We start from the raw sequence: 17805 nt of genomic DNA on the forward strand, positions 1-17805 counted from the left end.
GTTCTTAAAGGAAAATAAATGAAAATTTCATATGAAGATGCAGGCGTAAGTATAGATAATGGAAATGCCTTTGTAGAGGCTATAAAACCTTTGGTTAAAGAAACTTTTAATGATAATGTTGTAGGCGGAATTGGTTCTTTTGCTGGTGCTTTTAGAATGCCAAGTGGTTTTAAAAAGCCTGTGATTTTAGGTGCAACAGATGGGGTTGGTACCAAGCTTCGCTTGGCAATTGATGCTAAAAAATATGATACCATAGGGCAAGATTTAGTAGCAATGTGTGTGAATGATTTGATTTGTAATTTTGCTACGCCTTTGTTTTTCCTAGATTATTATGCTACAGCCAAGCTCGAAGTAGAAGTAGCAAAGGCTGTTGTATCAGGCATTGCCAAGGGATGTAAGATGGCAAATTGTGCATTAATCGGCGGAGAAACTGCTGAAATGCCTGGAATGTATGCAAAAGATGATTTTGATCTTGCGGGTTTTGCAGTGGGTATGGCTGAAGAAGATGAGATTGATAGAAGTAAATTTGTTAAAAATGGTGATATTTTATTGGCACTTCCTAGTTCAGGACTTCATTCAAATGGCTATTCTTTAGCTAGAAAAGTACTTTTTGAAAGTTTAAAATTAAAATTTGATGACAAGATAGAGGGTAAAAATTTAATTGATATTTTATTAGAGCCTACAAGGATTTATGTGCGTGATTTTCTTACACTAAAGCCTTATATCAGTGCTCTAGCTCATATTACAGGGGGTGGTTTAGTAGAAAATTTACCACGCGTTTTACCTCGTGGTATGGGTGCAACTATACGCAAACATCATCTTAAAACTCCTGAAATTTTTTATACTATAGGACAGGCTGTAGAAGAAAGCGAAATGTATAGAAGCTTTAACATGGGAGTGGGTTTAGTAATGGTTGTAGATCCTTCTAATGTAAGTAAGGTTTTAGAAAATTCAGATGCCTTTATTATTGGCGAAATTTGCATTAATGAAGGTATTGTTTTAGAATGAAAATAAAGCGTTAATACGCTTTATTTTTGTATTTTAAGTTCTATTTTTGTAGTGTTTTGTTCTTTTGGCAAAGGATTGGTTTGTGCTAGATAAAAGGCTACAAGCACATTTACAAGCATAGCGATAAGTAAAAGAGGAGTGGTTCGTTTTATAATATCCATTGGAGCTACTTTTGCAAATCCAGCTAAAGCTATGATTCCGCCTGCTATTGGTGAAGCTGCACGACCTAAACAAGATGCAATTTCTATAGGTAAAACTAGAGTAATAGGTGCAACGCCTAATTTTGTAGCTATATCAGGAGCTAGTTTTCCAAAAGCATTAAAAGCGGCAATTCCACTTCCCATAATCACTGTGGCAAAATAAACTAAAAAGCTTAAAATAGCTATACTCAAAAGAATTCCAAACCATGCAAAATTTCCTGTTCCAAGATTTGAAACCGCGTTGGCAAGGATATTAACTCCACCAAGTGCTTTAATGCCTTCAGCAAATACTCCAGCGGCGATGATTATGCTTACGACTGAGATAAAAATTTCAGCCATAGCTTTTAAAATCACCATCATATCTTCGCCTAATTTTCTAGCATTTCTGTGTCTTGCAAATTCAACAAGAAAAACTAAAGAAATGCTTACAAAATTTGCTGTTACAACATCGAGCTTGATAGTAAAAAAATACGCTGTAAATAAAAATACAACAGGTAACCAAGGAAAGAGTATGTAAAAAGTAGGGCATTTAGGATCAATGATTTGCGGAATTTCAACTTCATCATTTAAAACACCTTTTTCTTTATCTCTTTTATCAATCCAAGCAAAATAAAAAGGAATCAAGATGGCAATAACTACAACATAGGCAATCACACTATAAATTTGGTAATTTAAAAAAAGCCCTACGACATTATCACTTTGTCCTACCATATCTGCCATATTGATTGAATTTCCATCTTTTGGACCATAATCAAGCGCAATTAAAGAAAGCACACATACAGCTGTAATAGGACGGATTTTAAGTGAGATTAAAACAGGATAAATACATGCTAACAAAAGCAAAAGCAATCCAGCATAGCTAGAAATGACGATTTTTAAAGCCATTCCAACAACAAAAGTTCCACTTAAAATCAAGTATTTATTTTTGATTTTTCCTAAGGGTTTATTTGCTAAAAAAGCAAGTTTTGCTGAAGCATTGATATGTTTCATATAAGCAGCAAAACCTGCCACACTCATGATAATAAGTCCTACTCCAGAAAGCTGACTTTTAAAAGTCGCTGTGATAAAAGCATAACTATCAAGTAAAACATTCAAAAAGCTTGCGTGTTCTCTGCTCGGGGCTTTTGGTATAGGTGTTCCTGTGATGTAAAAAGCAAAAATAAGCAAGATAATACCTGAAAGAAAAAATACAAAAATAGGATTGTATTTTTTAAGTATATAATAAGCAACGACAATTACCGCTAAAAGTGTAGAACATATCATAAAAATTGGCATGATTTCTCCTAAAGTTATTATTAGCTTTTATTTTATTTTAGCTAAAATTTAACTAATAAATATTTTTCATTTAAAATTTTACTTATTTTTTGCATTATAAAATTAATAATATGTATAGTTTGGTTACTGAAAAGTTTATGTTTGTATAAAAAATGATTTTTATATTATAATTATAAACAAATTATAAATATCAAAAAGGATCTAGTGTGGCAAGAATTTTGGCATTTGATATAGGAATAAGCTCTATTGGCTGGGCATTTAGCGAAAATGATGAGTTAAAAGATTGCGGAGTTAGGATTTTTACAAAGGCTGAAAATCCTAAAACAGGAGAATCCCTAGCCTTACCAAGACGCCTTGCAAGAAGTGCCAGAAAACGCCTTGCTAGACGCAAAGCAAGGCTAAATCACTTAAAACATTTAATCGCAAATGAGTTTAAGTTAAATTACGAAGATTATCAAAGCTTTGATGAAAGTTTAGCTAAAGCTTATAAAGGCTCTTTAATTAGCCCTTATGAGTTAAGATTTAGAGCTTTAAACGAGCTTTTAAATAAGCAAGATTTTGCAAGAGTGATTTTACATATTGCAAAAAGGCGTGGCTATGATGATATTAAAAATAGTGATGATGAAGAAAAAGGCAAGATTTTAAAAGCTATCAAGCAAAATGAAGAAAAACTAGTAAATTATCAAAGTGTGGGAGAGTATCTTTATAAAGAGTATTTTCAAAAATTCAAAGAAAATTCCAAAGAATTTATAAATGTTAGAAATAAAAAAGAAAGTTATGAACGCTGCATAGCGCAAAGTTTTTTAAAAGATGAATTAAAGCTTATTTTTCAAAAACAAAGAGAATTTGGTTTTTCTTTTTCAAAGAAATTTGAAGAAGAAGTGCTTAGTGTAGCATTTTATAAAAGGGCTTTAAAAGATTTTTCTCATTTAGTGGGAAATTGTAGTTTTTTTACTAATGAAAAAAGAGCGCCAAAAAATTCGCCTTTAGCTTTTATGTTTGTAGCACTTACAAGAATTATCAATCTTTTAAACAATCTTAAAAATACTGAAGGAATTTTATATACAAAAGATGATTTAAACGCCCTTTTAAATGAAGTTTTAAAAAACGGCACTCTAACTTATAAACAAACAAAAAAGCTTTTGGGCTTAAGCGATGATTATGAATTTAAAGGAGAAAAAGGAACTTATTTTATTGAGTTTAAAAAATACAAAGAATTTATAAAAGCCCTAGGTGAGCATAATTTAAGCCAAGATGATTTAAATGAAATAGCAAAAGATATTACTCTTATAAAAGATGAGATTAAACTTAAAAAGGCTTTAGCAAAATACGATTTAAATCAAAATCAAATTGATAGTTTAAGCAAATTGGAATTTAAAGACCATTTAAATATAAGTTTTAAAGCCTTAAAACTTATCACTCCTTTAATGCTTGAAGGTAAAAAATACGATGAAGCTTGTAATGAGCTTAATTTAAAAGTAGCAATCAATGAAGATAAAAAAGACTTTTTACCCGCATTTAATGAAACTTATTACAAAGATGAAGTAACTAATCCTGTGGTTTTAAGGGCGATTAAAGAATATAGAAAAATCTTAAATGCCTTACTTAAAAAATACGGTAAAGTGCATAAAATAAACATTGAATTAGCAAGAGAAGTAGGTAAAAATCACAGCCAAAGAGCTAAAATAGAAAAAGAGCAAAACGAAAACTACAAGGCCAAAAAAGACGCCGAACTTGAATGTGAAAAACTAGGCTTAAAAATAAATAGCAAAAATATTTTAAAATTAAGATTATTTAAAGAACAAAAAGAATTTTGTGCTTATAGTGGAGAAAAGATTAAACTTAGCGATTTGCAAGATGAAAAAATGCTTGAAATTGACCATATTTACCCTTATTCTAGAAGTTTTGATGATTCTTATATGAATAAGGTTTTAGTTTTTACCAAGCAAAATCAAGAAAAGCTTAATAAAACCCCCTTTGAAGCCTTTGGCAATGATAATGTAAAATGGCAGAAAATTGAAGTTTTGGCAAAAAATTTACCTACTAAAAAGCAAAAAAGAATTTTAGATAAAAATTACAAAGACAAAGAGCAAAAAGACTTTAAAGATAGAAATCTAAACGATACTCGCTACATCGCAAGGCTTGTTTTAAACTACACTAAAGATTATTTAGATTTTTTACCTTTAAGCGATGATGAAAATACAAAATTAAACGATACGCAAAAGGGCTCAAAAGTGCATGTAGAAGCAAAAAGCGGTATGCTAACATCGGCTTTAAGACACACTTGGGGCTTTAGCACTAAGGATAGAAATAATCATCTTCATCACGCCATCGATGCAGCAATTATTGCTTATGCAAACAACTCTATCGTAAAGGCTTTTTCAGATTTTAAAAAAGAGCAAGAAAGCAACAGTGCAGAACTTTATGCAAAAAAAATTAGTGAATTGGATTATAAAAACAAAAGGAAGTTTTTTGAGCCTTTTAGTGGTTTTAGGCAAAAGGTTTTAGATAAAATTGATGAAATTTTTGTCTCAAAACCTGAGAGAAAAAAGCCAAGTGGAGCTTTACATGAAGAAACATTTAGAAAAGAAGAAGAATTCTATCAATCATACGGCGGAAAAGAAGGAGTTTTAAAAGCCCTAGAGCTTGGTAAAATCCGCAAAGTAAATGGTAAAATAGTTAAAAATGGCGATATGTTTAGAGTGGATATTTTTAAACACAAAAAGACAAATAAATTTTATGCTGTGCCAATTTATACTATGGATTTTGCTTTAAAAGTATTACCAAATAAAGCTGTAGCACGAAGTAAAAAAGGTGAGATAAAAGACTGGATTTTAATGGATGAAAATTATGAGTTTTGCTTTTCTTTATACAAAGATAGTTTGATTTTAATTCAAACTAAAGATATGCAAGAGCCAGAACTTGTTTATTTTAATGCTTTTACAAGCTCTACTGTTAGTTTGATTGTTTCAAAACACGATAATAAATTTGAAACGCTAAGCAAAAATCAAAAAATATTGTTTAAAAATGCAAATGAAAAAGAAGTAATCGCAAAAAGCATAGGAATTCAAAATCTAAAAGTATTTGAAAAATACATAGTTTCAGCACTTGGAGAAGTTACAAAGGCTGAGTTTAGACAAAGAGAAGATTTTAAAAATGAGTTACGATGAAGCTTTTAAAACACTGCTTATTAGCTCTAATGCTAAGCTAAATTTAGAGCTAAATCATCTTGTGATTAAGCAAGATGAAAATATAGCCAAATTGTTTTTAAAAGATATAAATATCATCGTTTTAGAAAGCTTACAAATAAGCATTAGTTCCGCACTTTTTAATGCCTTTGCAAAGCATAAAATTATCTTATTAACCTGCGATGAAACTCATAGTATAAATGGTGTTTTTACTCCTTTTTTAGGGCATTTTCAAAGTGCAAAAATCGCAAAAGAGCAAATGAATGTAAGCGCTCAAAAAAAGGCTATTTTATGGCAAAAAATCATTAAAAATAAAATCCTAAATCAAGCCTTTGTTTTGAAAAAACACAATAAAATAGAGCAAAGCAATGAGCTTATAAATTTGGCTAAAAAAGTAAGCTTAAATGATAGTAAAAATATTGAAGCTGTTGTGGCGGCGCTTTATTTTAAAACTTTGTTTGGTGTTTCTTTTTCAAGAGATGAGCTTTGCTTTGAAAATTCTGCTTTAAATTATGGCTATGCAATCATTAGGGCTTGTATTATTAGAGCAGTTTGTATAAGTGGGCTTTTACCTTGGCTTGGCATAAAGCACGATAATATTTATAATTCTTTTGCGCTTTGCGATGATTTGATAGAAGTGTTTAGGGCTAGTGTTGATGATTGTGTTTTAAAGCTTAAGGGTGAAAGTGAGTTTTTAAGCAAAGATGACAAAAGAGCGTTGATTGGCAATTTACAAAGCAAAATCAATTTTGATGGGCAAAATTATCCTTTAAATAGAGCGATAAATCATTATGTGGCAAATTTTAAAAATGCTTTATTGTATGAAGATGAACTAAAGATAGTGAAATTTGATGATTGAAGATAAATTTATGCGCGTGCTTTTGATGTTTGATGTACCTACTAAAAGTAAAAAAGAGCAAAAACTAGCAAGTAAATTTAGAAACAATCTTATAAAATTAGGTTATTTTATGTTGCAATTTAGCGTTTATATGCGTATTTGCAAGGGTTTAAGTTCTGTAAAAAGTTCTATTGAAAATGTAAAAAAGATTTTGCCACCTTATGGAAATGTAAGGGCTTTAATCATCACTGAAAAGCAGTTTGATAAAATGGAGCTTTTGCTTGGTGGCATAGTTTTTAATGAAAAAGTTAATAACGAAACTAATTTAACGCTTTTTGATATAGATAGTCATGGAGAATTTAAATACAAAAATTCAAATAATGAAGAAATACAACTAAACAAAAAACAAGAAAAATATCATCAGCAAAATTTATTTGAATTTTAAAAGCGGTTTTAGGGGATTGTAACCCCGCAGAGTCCCGCAAACTCTTTATTTTAGTCCCTTTTTAAATTTCTTATTGAGATTATAGCATAATTTTTGCTATTTTTCATCAAAAAACCCCGAAATTTTCATTATCTGGTAAATATCTATTTTACCATAAAGAAATTTAAAAAGGGACTAAAACAAGTTTATAACTTATATATATAATTATAACATTTTACCATAAAGAAATTTAAAAAGGGACTAAAACTTTGCCTCATATTCTATATTATGAATTTCAATTTTACCATAAAGAAATTTAAAAAGGGACTAAAACAATAATGGCTAAATATTTTATGAGAATGGAATTTTACCATAAAGAAATTTAAAAAGGGACTAACCCTAGTGGATTGAAACTCTGCTAGGGCTAATTACTCCACTAAAAGGAGGTTGCAAATTTGAAACTTATTGAAATTTAGGGTTGATTAAAATCGAAATAAAATTATTTAAATAATTTTAAGGCATAAAGATAATATCCACTAAACTTTCATTTTCTAACATTTCACATTCTTTTGGTACCACCATAAGGGCAGCTTTATTGTTAAGATTGTTTATAATCGCACTAGAGCCTTCTTTCTTACCTTCAAGATTGGCTAAAATGCGTCCATTTTTAAATTCCACATTACAAGCGACAAATTCCAAATAAGGTGTTTTTTTCTTGTAGCTTCCTTGTAAAAAGGCTTTGCAAATATAGTCTTTAGGCTGAAGTAACCAAGAGTTTAAAATCTCTCTTGCGTAAAGATTAAACATTACCATAGCCGAGTAAGGAAAACCTGGTAAGGCGATGATGAATTTTTCATTAGCCTTGGCTATTTTGATATGTCTACCTGGTTTTATGTCGGCTTTATCGATGATGATTTCGTATTCTTTTACAGCTTTTTTTAAAAAGTCAAAATCTCCCATAGAAACTCCGCCTGTTGTAATCAAAATATCACAACTTTGCAAAGCACTTTCAAGGGTAGAAAAAGTAGCTTTTTCATCATCTTTTAAAAGTGGAAAAACCCTTGTATCGCAATTTAGATTTTTAGCTAAATTAGCTATGGCGATATGATTTGAAGAGCGGATTTGAGCAGGATTTTCCAAGGCTTCTCCTAGATCTTTGATCTCACTTCCGCTACTTAAAACCCCTACAATAGGCTTTATAAACACACCAATGTGAAAAAATCCAAGTTCAGCTAAAAGAGCTATCTCGCTATAATTTAACCTTGTGCCTTTTTTGAGTAAAATTTCATCTTTTTTATAGTTTTCTCCTACCGCACGCACGGCAAAAGCTTGGGGAACTTTTTTTTCTATAAAAAGAGTATCATTTTCTACGCGTACATTTTCAACAGGGACTAAAGTATCACTTCCCTCGCTCATGAGTGAGCCTGTAAAGGTTTTTACACAAGTGCCATTTTGCACGCTAAATTGTGGCATAGTGCCCGCAGGTGTGAGGCCTAAAATTTTTAAAGGCTTATCTTGATCTTCAAATTTGATCGCATAACCATCCATAGCCGAAGTTGGAAATTCGGGCTGATTTTTAGGTGCTTTTATGTCTTGAGCTAAAATGCGTCCTAAACACTCTGTAAGGGCTATTTTTTCAATCTTTTCATAGGTTTTAATATGAGAGTGTAAAATTTTTAAACTTTCTTCATAAGACATTAACATTTTTTATCCTTTTAAAAGTCCTGCACCGCAAAGTTTGGTTGATCTTTCTTTGGCATAAATTCTTTCTTTGTTTATCACATCATACTTCCAAATGGGTGCACTTGCTTTAAAATCTTCAACAAATTCATTAAGAAGTTTAAGTCCTAATTTTCTTTGTTTGCTTAAAATTCCTGCAAAATAAGAGCTTTCATGAACCGCCACATCGCCTATAGAGTGAGCAAAAAGTAAGCTAATACCATCAAAATCTACTCTTTTTTGCCACTCATCAAACCATTTTTTTAAAAGCGGTTCATAAATATCAAAACTAAGTGCCTCAATGCCTCCTTCTTCACGCACAATACCACAAAAAGTCAGCAAAGCACCGCAGTTTTTATCCTTGGCAAATTCATACCATTGGCTATAAATTTTAGGAATATCTAAAGAACCTTGATAGAGTGTAAAATGTTCCATTTAACCCCCACAAACTGGCGGTAAAAGTGCTATTTTATCACCATCTTTTAACTTAGTGTTTTCATCAAAAATGATTTCATCGTTTAAAGATACGGCACAAAGTTCTAGCCATTCTTTTAAACTCTCATCTTTTTGCAAAATTTCTTTTAATTCTTTTAAATTTTTTACCTCAAACTCTAAATTGTCTTTATTTATGGGGCCTAAAAATTCCACTTTTACCATTTTATTCCTTTACTTCTAAATTTCCCATCATTCCTAAATCTTCATGTTCTAAAATATGGCAATGATACATTCTAAGTCCTTTAAAATCTTGTTTCATTCTAAGTCTTAATTCTTCATTAGGACGCACATTTATAGTATCTCTTAAGGCTCTAAATTCGGCTTTTTGAACTTTTCCATTGAGTTTTGATGAGATGAGTTCAAATTGCGTGCCATGTATATGGAAAGGATGATCCATGTGAGATTTGTTTATCACTATCCAGTCTTCAACTACTCCAAGTTTGGAGCTTAAATCAATGCGTTTTAAATCATAGCTTTTGCCATTGATTAAAAACATAGACGCAAGAGCGATTTTTAATTCGCTTTCACTTTTTCCCATCATACCATGCATTTGCATATGATCTTCACTCATGATTATTTCTTTAAATTCCTTAGGTTCTTCTGAAGGTTTGAAAATTTTTAAATTTTTTGGAAGTTCTACATTTTCTTTTTTTAGACTAATATTAGCTAAAAATAGGGTATTAGGTTCTTCTTTTACCATCATTTTATCCCTATCATAATAAGCACTTTCTAGCTTAAAATTCCCATCTTTTGGAGCGTCGATTAAAACTTCTACGCGAGAAGCAGGACTTAAGAAAAGTTCTTCTTTATAAATAGTTTTTTCTATAAGTCCACCATCAGTACCAACAAGTATAAACTTAGCTCCTTGTATGCGTAAATTTAAATATCTTGCCGCAGTAGCATTATAAATGCGTATGCGTTCGTTTGTGGCGAGTTTGATTTGAGGTTTAAATTGTCCATTGATGAGTACAAATTCTCCTTCTCTACCATTTAGCCAATCATTTAGGTTGTTGTTTGGAATTTGAGCGTTTTCATCAAGACGCAAATCGCTAATCATCAAATCTTTTTCTTTTAAATGACTTAAAGCATCTTTTTTTGCTTTGATCACAAAAGCCCCTGCTAAACCCATAAAAACTTGTTTAGAAGTGGTATAATGAGGGTGTGGATGATACCAGTAAGTTCCTGCGCTATCTTGAGGAATTTCAAAACGATATATTCTTTCTTCTCCTGCTAAGATAGGATCATGTGGGCTTCCATCTTGATCAGGTGGCACAGGAACGCCATGCCAATGTATAGTTGTAGCTTCTTTGAGTTTGTTTTTGACTAAAATTTCAAGTTTATCTCCTTCAAAAACTTCTATTTTTGGAGCAGGCACGAGGCCATTGTAAGTATAAAATAAGGTTTTTTTACCTTTGATAAGCTCTATATGATTTTCTTTGATTTCTAGGGTAGCACGAAAAATATTTTTTTCTTTACTTTCATTTTTGAGCAAAGGCAAGGCTTTTAAAATTTCTCCTTGGGGGAATTGTTTTAGATCTAAAAGTTTTAAATTTTTTGGAGCAAAGTTGATAAAAGAAGTATCTAAGTCATGATTTATAGAATGATTTTTATGCATGGAGTGCATATCGTGCATAGGATTTGCATAGGCTACACCCATACTTGCTAGAGTAAGTGCATTAAATTTTAAAAAATTTCTTCTATTCATTAGTTTTTCCTTTTGCTTGATTTTTTGTATTATAGTCATTATTTTTTTAGTTTTAGTAAATATTTATTTTGAAAATTTGGTTTAATTTTGTTATGATTTTAGCAATTTAATCAAGGAAAAATAATGTTTTATGAAAAAATTCAAACTCCAGCTTATATTTTAGAAGAAGATAAATTAAGAAAAAACTGTGAGCTTTTAGCAAGTGTTGGTGAAAAAAGTGGTGCTAAAGTGCTTTTAGCTTTAAAAGGTTTTGCTTTTTCAGGAGCGATGAAAATTGTTGGAGAATACCTAAAAGGTTGTACTTGTAGCGGACTTTGGGAAGCAAAATTTGCTAAAGAATACATGGATAAAGAAATTCATACTTATTCACCTGCTTTTAAAGAAGATGAAATAGGTGAAATAGCCAGTTTATCTCATCATATAGTGTTTAATTCTTTAGCTCAATTTCATAAATTTCAAAGCAAAACACAAAAAAATTCCTTAGGTCTTCGTTGTAATGTTGAATTTTCTCTAGCCCCAAAAGAACTTTACAATCCTTGTGGAAGATACTCAAGACTTGGAATTCGTGCTAAAGATTTTGAAAATGTGGATTTAAATGCTATAGAAGGACTTCATTTTCACGCACTTTGTGAAGAAAGTGCTGACGCTTTAGAAGCTGTTTTAAAGGTCTTTGAAGAGAAATTTGGTAAATGGATAGGGCAAATGAAATGGGTGAATTTTGGAGGAGGACATCACATCACTAAAAAAGGCTATGATGTTGAAAAACTTATTGCTTTGTGTAAAAATTTCAGCGATAAATATGGTGTACAAGTTTATCTTGAACCAGGTGAAGCGGTGGGTTGGCAAACAGGAAATTTGGTTGCTAGTGTAGTAGATATCATAGAAAATGAAAAACAAATTGCTATTTTAGATACTTCAAGCGAAGCACATATGCCAGATACTATCATCATGCCTTATACAAGTGAAGTTTTAAATGCTAGAATTTTAGCCACGAGAGAAAATGAAAAAATTTCAGACTTAAAAGAAAACGAATTTTCCTATTTACTAACCGGAAATACTTGTTTAGCGGGCGATGTAATGGGAGAATACGCCTTTGATAAAAAGCTTAAAATCGGCGATAAAATTGTTTTTTTAGATCAAATTCATTACACCATTGTGAAAAACACAACTTTTAATGGTATAAGACTTCCAAATCTCATGCTTTTAGACCATAAAAATGAACTTCAAATGATAAGAGAATTTTCTTATAAGGATTATTCTTTAAGAAATTAGTATTATTTATAATTTGCATAAAATATTAATTTTACTCGTAAGAGAATCAAAGATATAAATTTTATGCAAAGTATTTTATTTTTTCAAATATAAAATCAACTCAAATATCTAATTTTCAATACTTTGGTATGATTTTTTAAGATTTTAAATCCTTGTGGAATTTTATTGAAATTCAGTGATTTTTAAATCAAATAGTATTAAGATAAATCGATTTAAAAATCGGCTTTAAAATGAATATTAGGTATATTTTGCATAATATTCATTCAAGCAAAATTTAAAGCTATTTTTGAAAATTTTGAATGCATGGGGGCTTTAATGGATTTGGAAAAATTAAGATTAGCTAGAAGTCTTTATTATCAATGTCTAGGAGAGCTTTTTGTTTTTTCATTTTCTGAAGAAAGATTGTCAAAATTACAAGAGTATTTAAAGACAATGCAAGAATGTTTATTTGATGAAAATTTAAAATCAAATTTTGATATCTTGCTTAAGCATTTAGATGATGAAAATTCTATACAAGCATTTTTTAAAGAATACGATTTGCTTTTTTTAAGTCTTAAAAACAGCATTCCAACGACTTTTTCTTACATAGAAGAAGGTTTTGAAAATTCAAATCCTTTACTTTGTGTGCGTCAAATTTTAGTCAAAAGTAAAATAAGACGCAATGAAAAATTTTTTAAAGAAAGTGAAGATAGTGTTGGATTTTGTTTATTGTTGATGAGTGAATTTTTAAGGCAAAATGAAGATGATTTAGCCAAAGAGCTTTTTGAAAAAGTGATCAATAAAAGCATTGATGAGTTTTTAGGCGATGTTTTCATGAATAAAAATGCGAATTTATATAAGGAAATTGCAAGTATTGCATCGGCTTTTATGGAATTTGAAAGACTTTGCTTTGAAGTGGAAAAACCTGCAAAAATAAATTCTAAAAAAGTGCAAAATGATCTATCGCGTTCGGAATTTTTAAGAAGAGAAGCAAATAAACAAAGGAGGACTCGTGAAAAATCGCAGGGAATTTCTTAAAAAATCCGCTTTTGCCTTAGGGGCTGCTGGAGTGCTTGGTAGCACAACTTTAGCTCTAGCTAAAGATAAAGAAAGAAAAGATTTGGTTAAAGGTAAAAGTAAGAAAAAAGAAGTGCTTTTTCAAAGAAGTGCTAATTGGGAAAATTATTATATAAAGGCTGAGTAATGTCAAGTGTAGGTGAAAATATCAAGCTTACGCGTCGTTCTTTTCTTAAAATGGCAGCACTTTCAAGCCTAGCAACACCGTTGCTTGCTAGAAGTGAAACTTTAAGAGAAGCGAGTGCTGATGAGCTTAAAGAAGCTTATGAAGGTAGTAAAAAAGTAAAAACAGTTTGTACAGCCTGTTCTGTAGGCTGTGGGATTATTGCAGAAGTGCAAAATGGTGTTTGGGTGCGTCAAGAAATCGCTCAAGATCATCCTGTGAGTTCAGGTGGACATTGCTGCAAGGGATCTGATATGATCGATATGGTGCGTTCACATGTGCGTTTAAAATATCCTATGAAAAAAGAAAATGGAGAATGGAAACGCATAAGTTATGAGCAAGCTTTAAGTGAGATTGGAGAAAAACTAGCTGCTTATCGTAAAGAAAATCCTGAAAGTGTTATGTTTTTAGGTTCTGCAAAAATGAGCAATGAACAAGCTTATTATGTGCGTAAATTTGCAGCGTTTTTTGGAACAAACAATGTAGATCATCAAGCTAGAATTTGACACAGCGCAACAGTCGCCGGTGTGGCGAATACATTTGGTTATGGCGCTATGACAAACCATCTTGGAGACATTCAAAGAAGTAAATGTATCATTATCATTGGGGCAAATCCAGCGGTAAATCATCCTGTGGGTTTTAGACACTTCTTAAAAGCAAAAGAAAAAGGTGCAAAGCTTATCGTTGTAGATCCTAGATTTACAAAAAGTGCGGCAAAAGCGGATATTTATGCAAGAATTCGTCCAGGAACTGACATTGCTTTCATGTATGGAATGCTAAAAATCATCTTTGATGAAGGCTTAGAAGATACAAAATATCTTGATGAAAGAGTTTTTGGAATTGATAAAATTCGTGAAGAAGCAGCAAAATGGACAGCCGAAGAAGTAGAAAATGTTACAGGGATCTCTAAAGAACTTTTGGTGCAAATCACTCACGAAGTAGCTAAAAACAAACCAACTACGCTTATTTGGGCTATGGGTTTAACTCAACACACTGTAGGAACTTCAAATACACGTTTAGCACCTATTGTGCAAATGGTACTTGGAAATATAGGTAAATTTGGTGGTGGAGTTAATATCTTACGCGGACACGATAATGTTCAAGGTGCTTCAGATATGGCTTGTTTGAGTGAAAATTTACCAGGTTATTATCCTTTAAATGAAGCGACTTGGAGATACTATGCCAAAATTTGGGGCGTGGATTATGAGTGGCTTTTAGGAAATTTTGTAAGCAAAGATTGGATGCATAAAACCGGACTTTCACTTGCTAGATGGTGGGCAGCGGCTTTAAATGGAAAAGATGGCAATGATGCTATCGATAATGCAGGAACGCCTTTAAAAGCTTTAGTAGTTATGGGAAATGGTATCACTTCGACTGCACAACAAGTAAAAGTTAAAGAAGGTTTGGAAGCTTTAGAGCTTTTAGTTTTAGCTGATCCTTTTGTAAATGAAGCAGGGATTATTGCAGAAAGAAAAGATGGAATTTATCTTTTACCTGCAGCAACACAGTTTGAAACAAGCGGAAGTGTAACAGCAACAAATCGTAGCGGACAATGGAGATTTAAAGTTGTAGATCCACTTTATGAAAGCATGGAAGATCAAGAAATTTTATTTGAGCTTGCTAAAAAATTAGGCTTTTATGAAGACTTTACTAAGACTTTACGCGATGAAAAAGGTGAGATTGTTTGGCCTGAAAATGCAACAAGAGAAATTGCAAAAGCGGTTAGAAGTATAGGGCTTAATGGTTGGAGTCCTGAAAGGCTTAAAAAGCATACTTTATACTGGGATAAATTTGATGAGGTAACTTTAGAAGGAAAAGACGAAGTTGCTGGCGAGTACTACGGGCTTCCTTGGCCTTGTTGGAGTGATAAGCATCCAGGTTCTCCTGTGCTTTATAATACCGACATTGAAGTCGCAAAAGGTGGTATGGGCTTTAGAAACAATTTTGGACTTGAGTATGAAGGAGAGAGTTTACTTGCTAAAAATGCGCCTTTAAATTCACCTATTGATACAGGTTATCCACAAATTACTAAAGATAATATAGAAAAAGTTTTAGGCATTACTTTAAGTGCAGAGGAAAAAGAAAAAATGGGATCAACTTGGTCTTATGATGATAGCAATATCATAGCAACTAAATGTATAGAAAAAGGCATAGTTCCTTATGGAAATGCTAAAGCTAGAGCTGTAGTTTGGACTTTTAAAGATAAAATTCCACTCCACCGTGAGCCTTTACATTCTCCAAGAAACGATTTGGTGCAAAAATATCCAAGTTTTGAAGATCAAAAAGCGCTTTACCGCGTGGATACTAAATTTGTGTCTGTGCAACAAGCTAAGGATTATTCTAAAGAATTCCCGCTTAATCTTGTTACTGCAAGACTTGTGAATTTAAATGGTGCAGGTATGGAAAATAGAGCATCTATGTATCTAACGCGTTTAACACCTGAAATGTTTTGTGAGATCAATCCTGAATTAGCAAAAGAGCAAGACATTAAAGCAGGAGATATGATTTGGGTACATTCTCCAGAAGGTACTAAAATTCATGTAAGAGTGAAGGTTAATCCAGGTGTAGCAAAAGATATGATTTTCTTGCCTTTCCATTTTACAGGAGTTATGCAAGGCGTGGATTTAACGCACAATTTCCCTAAAGGAACAAAACCTTATGCAAGTGGAGAAAGTGCTAATACGGTAACAAATTATGGTTATGATATCATGTGTCAGATTCCAGAGACTAAAGGTGGGCTTTGTAGAATCAGTAAGGATGGAAAATGAGTAAGGTAAATTTTGCAAATTTAGAAAAAGAACGCTTGAAATTCTTTTGTGATAATGAGCGTTGTATTGATTGTAATGGTTGTGCGGTAGCTTGTGATGAAGCACATGAGCTTCCTATTCATATTCGCCGCCGCCGTGTGATTACTTTAAATGAAGGAATTCAAGGAAAAGAAGTTTCAACTTCTATTTCTTGTATGCATTGTGATGATGCTCCTTGTTCTATCGTTTGTCCTGTGGATTGTTTTTACATCCGTGCTGATGGTATTGTTTTGCATGATAAAGAAATTTGCATAGGTTGTGGATATTGTCTTTATGCTTGTCCTTTTGGTGCACCACAATTTCCAAAAGATAGTGTTTTTGGAAATAAAGGAATTATGGATAAATGTACTATGTGTGCAGGTGGCCCTGAAGCAACGAATTCAGAAAAAGAAAGAGAACTTTATGGTCAAAATCGTATCGCAGAAGGAAAAGTTCCTGTATGTGCTGCGATGTGTTCGACAAAAGCACTTTTAGTAGGTGAAAGTTCTAAAATAGAAGAGATTTATCATAATAGACTTATGAATAGAAATTATGGCATTCCAAATCCTTCGGAAAGTTTGGAATGGAAGATTGCTTACACAGGAAAGGAACGCTTATGAGAAAAGTATTTGTAACGCTTTTGTTAAGCGTGGTAAGTTTATTTGCTTATGGTAGCGAGAGAATGGGACAAGATACTCAAATTTGGGATTTTCATCGTATTACAAATATCCCAAATTATGATACTTTTGGCAAACTTTGGACAACTTTGCAAGGTGAATATATAGCTACTATAGCTTTAATCGCTGTTATTGCGGTATTATCTGCATTTGCTTTGCATTATATGGTTATAGGACCTAAGCAATTTTCACACGATGGAAAGAAAATTTATGCTTTTACATTATTTGAAAGACTTTTTCATTTTATCGCGGCAATTTCTTGGGTGATTTTAGTGCCAACTGGTTTTGTGATGATGTTTGGGGCGACTTTTGGAGGCGGACTTTTTGTAAGGGTTTGTAAAAATTTACATGCTTTTGCAACGGTTTTATTTATCATCTCTATAATCCCTATGTTTTTATGGTGGATTAAAAGAATGCTTCCTGCAAGTTATGATATCAGATGGATGATGATAGTAGGTGGTTATTTAAGCAAAGTAAAACGTCCTGTACCTGCAGGTAAGTTTAATTTTGGTCAAAAATCTTGGTATTATATAGCTGTATTTGGTGGATTTTTGATGATAATTACAGGCGGATTTATGTATTTTCTTGATTTTAATTCCACGGCAATTCAAGGTCTTTTTGGTTTAACTCAAATTGAACTTTTAAGAATTTCAGCTATAGTGCATAATTTCTTAGGCATAGTGTGTGCAGTGTTTTTTGGCGTGCATATTTATATGGCAGTATTTGCAATCAAAGGCAGTATCCATTCTATGATTAGTGGTTATAAAGAAGAAGAAGAGGTTTATATTTTACATTCTTATTGGTATAAAGAATTAAGCAATAAAAAGCAAATTGAACCTAGTTTTTCTTATGATCCTAATGTAAAAATTTAATCTTTAACCGCTATGTTATTGCATAGCGGTAGTTTTAAGCTTTTTTGAAATAAATAGAACGAATTTTATTTTACAAGTTGAATCTAAAATCTATTTTTCCATATATAAATTTGTTATTTATGTTTTT

15 protein-coding genes and 1 CRISPR repeat array are annotated in these 17805 nt (G+C 31.9%); of the genes, 10 read left to right on the plus strand and 5 right to left on the minus strand.

From position 1 onward, the window contains the following. Positions 1-18 precede the first annotated feature (18 nt). The gene (gene purM, locus ELQ10_RS06510; RefSeq protein WP_002855427.1) at positions 19-1008 is read left to right on the plus strand and encodes a phosphoribosylformylglycinamidine cyclo-ligase; all 990 of its coding nucleotides are present in this window, start codon (positions 19-21) and stop codon (positions 1006-1008) included. Between the two features lie 20 nt (positions 1009-1028). Here purM and dcuC read toward each other — a convergent pair whose 3' ends face one another. Continuing rightward, positions 1029-2483, minus strand: a complete 1455-nt coding sequence (gene dcuC / locus ELQ10_RS06515; protein WP_044306280.1) for a C4-dicarboxylate transporter DcuC — start codon at positions 2481-2483, stop codon at positions 1029-1031. Positions 2484-2689: 206 nt separating this feature from the next. Here dcuC and cas9 point away from each other — a divergent pair, with 206 nt between their 5' ends. From cas9 to cas2, 3 genes are read left to right on the plus strand one after another with little or no spacing between them, the layout of a single operon-like run. Next, a complete protein-coding gene (cas9, locus tag ELQ10_RS06520; RefSeq protein ID WP_134250360.1) occupies positions 2690-5653 on the plus strand; it encodes a type II CRISPR RNA-guided endonuclease Cas9 in 2964 nt (987 codons plus the stop codon). Then, positions 5640-6530 (plus strand): type II CRISPR-associated endonuclease Cas1, encoded by an 891-nt coding sequence (cas1, locus tag ELQ10_RS06525; protein ID WP_134250361.1) that lies wholly within the window; start codon positions 5640-5642, stop codon positions 6528-6530. Before cas9 ends, cas1 begins: the two co-directional genes overlap by 14 nt. Next, positions 6523-6954: a CRISPR-associated endonuclease Cas2 gene (cas2, locus tag ELQ10_RS06530; RefSeq protein WP_002855460.1), complete on the plus strand. Its 432-nt coding sequence runs from the start codon at positions 6523-6525 to the stop codon at positions 6952-6954. Before cas1 ends, cas2 begins: the two co-directional genes overlap by 8 nt. Before the next feature lie 145 nt (positions 6955-7099). Beyond that, positions 7100-7333: a CRISPR direct-repeat array (repeat unit 36 nt; unit sequence ATTTTACCATAAAGAAATTTAAAAAGGGACTAAAAC). A 113-nt stretch (positions 7334-7446) separates the two neighbouring features. On the opposite strand, the gene ELQ10_RS06535 is transcribed toward cas2, so the two are convergent. Genes ELQ10_RS06535 through cueO form a run of 4 tightly spaced genes read right to left on the minus strand, consistent with a single transcriptional unit; the run spans position 7447 to position 10852 of the window. Then, entirely contained in the window at positions 7447-8637 is a 1191-nt protein-coding gene (locus ELQ10_RS06535; protein ID WP_134250362.1) for a molybdopterin molybdotransferase MoeA, read from the minus strand. A gap of 3 nt (positions 8638-8640) precedes the next feature. After that, a complete protein-coding gene (locus ELQ10_RS06540) occupies positions 8641-9087 on the minus strand; it encodes a molybdenum cofactor biosynthesis protein MoaE (protein WP_002855371.1) in 447 nt (148 codons plus the stop codon). Further along, the gene (locus ELQ10_RS06545) at positions 9088-9309 is read right to left on the minus strand and encodes a MoaD/ThiS family protein (RefSeq protein ID WP_002932392.1); all 222 of its coding nucleotides are present in this window, start codon (positions 9307-9309) and stop codon (positions 9088-9090) included. Between the two features lies 1 nt (position 9310). Beyond that, positions 9311-10852 (minus strand): multicopper oxidase CueO, encoded by a 1542-nt coding sequence (gene cueO, locus ELQ10_RS06550; protein WP_134250363.1) that lies wholly within the window; start codon positions 10850-10852, stop codon positions 9311-9313. Between the two features lie 123 nt (positions 10853-10975). Here cueO and nspC point away from each other — a divergent pair, with 123 nt between their 5' ends. The 6 genes from nspC to ELQ10_RS06585 all read left to right on the plus strand — a co-directional run bounded on the left by nspC (position 10976) and on the right by ELQ10_RS06585 (position 17678). Further along, the gene (nspC, locus tag ELQ10_RS06555) at positions 10976-12124 is read left to right on the plus strand and encodes a carboxynorspermidine decarboxylase (RefSeq protein WP_134250364.1); all 1149 of its coding nucleotides are present in this window, start codon (positions 10976-10978) and stop codon (positions 12122-12124) included. 303 nt (positions 12125-12427) lie between these two features. Continuing rightward, on the plus strand, positions 12428-13141 hold the full coding sequence (locus ELQ10_RS06560; protein ID WP_002851502.1) for a molecular chaperone TorD family protein: 714 nt from the start codon (positions 12428-12430) through the stop codon (positions 13139-13141). Beyond that, positions 13116-13307: a twin-arginine translocation signal domain-containing protein gene (locus ELQ10_RS06565; protein WP_002862162.1), complete on the plus strand. Its 192-nt coding sequence runs from the start codon at positions 13116-13118 to the stop codon at positions 13305-13307. The genes ELQ10_RS06560 and ELQ10_RS06565 overlap by 26 nt, the downstream gene beginning before the upstream one ends. Further along, a complete protein-coding gene (locus tag ELQ10_RS06575) occupies positions 13307-16111 on the plus strand; it encodes a formate dehydrogenase subunit alpha (RefSeq protein ID WP_243833034.1) in 2805 nt (934 codons plus the stop codon). The genes ELQ10_RS06565 and ELQ10_RS06575 overlap by 1 nt, the downstream gene beginning before the upstream one ends. Continuing rightward, entirely contained in the window at positions 16108-16749 is a 642-nt protein-coding gene (fdh3B, locus tag ELQ10_RS06580; RefSeq protein ID WP_002851264.1) for a formate dehydrogenase FDH3 subunit beta, read from the plus strand. The genes ELQ10_RS06575 and fdh3B overlap by 4 nt, the downstream gene beginning before the upstream one ends. Continuing rightward, positions 16746-17678 carry a formate dehydrogenase subunit gamma gene (locus ELQ10_RS06585; RefSeq protein WP_002867229.1) on the plus strand — a complete coding sequence of 311 codons (933 nt, stop codon included), beginning with the start codon at positions 16746-16748 and terminating at the stop codon, positions 17676-17678. The genes fdh3B and ELQ10_RS06585 overlap by 4 nt, the downstream gene beginning before the upstream one ends. The last annotated feature ends 127 nt before the right edge of the window (positions 17679-17805 follow it).

The organism is Campylobacter sp. US42a (assembly GCF_004379055.1).
Lineage (GTDB): Bacteria > Campylobacterota > Campylobacteria > Campylobacterales > Campylobacteraceae > Campylobacter_D > Campylobacter_D jejuni.

What these genes read in the sequence shown, in the direction of transcription:
- purM (WP_002855427.1), top strand. Translation starts at nt 19, where the DNA reads ATGAAAATTTCATATGAAGATGCAGGCGTAAGTATAGATAATGGAAAT.
- dcuC (WP_044306280.1), bottom strand. Translation starts at nt 2,483, where the DNA reads ATGCCAATTTTTATGATATGTTCTACACTTTTAGCGGTAATTGTCGTT.
- cas1 (WP_134250361.1), top strand. Translation starts at nt 5,640, where the DNA reads ATGAGTTACGATGAAGCTTTTAAAACACTGCTTATTAGCTCTAATGCT.
- cas2 (WP_002855460.1), top strand. Translation starts at nt 6,523, where the DNA reads ATGATTGAAGATAAATTTATGCGCGTGCTTTTGATGTTTGATGTACCT.
- ELQ10_RS06535 (WP_134250362.1), bottom strand. Translation starts at nt 8,637, where the DNA reads ATGTTAATGTCTTATGAAGAAAGTTTAAAAATTTTACACTCTCATATT.
- ELQ10_RS06540 (WP_002855371.1), bottom strand. Translation starts at nt 9,087, where the DNA reads ATGGAACATTTTACACTCTATCAAGGTTCTTTAGATATTCCTAAAATT.
- ELQ10_RS06545 (WP_002932392.1), bottom strand. Translation starts at nt 9,309, where the DNA reads ATGGTAAAAGTGGAATTTTTAGGCCCCATAAATAAAGACAATTTAGAG.
- cueO (WP_134250363.1), bottom strand. Translation starts at nt 10,852, where the DNA reads ATGAATAGAAGAAATTTTTTAAAATTTAATGCACTTACTCTAGCAAGT.
- nspC (WP_134250364.1), top strand. Translation starts at nt 10,976, where the DNA reads ATGTTTTATGAAAAAATTCAAACTCCAGCTTATATTTTAGAAGAAGAT.
- ELQ10_RS06560 (WP_002851502.1), top strand. Translation starts at nt 12,428, where the DNA reads ATGGGGGCTTTAATGGATTTGGAAAAATTAAGATTAGCTAGAAGTCTT.
- fdh3B (WP_002851264.1), top strand. Translation starts at nt 16,108, where the DNA reads ATGAGTAAGGTAAATTTTGCAAATTTAGAAAAAGAACGCTTGAAATTC.
- ELQ10_RS06585 (WP_002867229.1), top strand. Translation starts at nt 16,746, where the DNA reads ATGAGAAAAGTATTTGTAACGCTTTTGTTAAGCGTGGTAAGTTTATTT.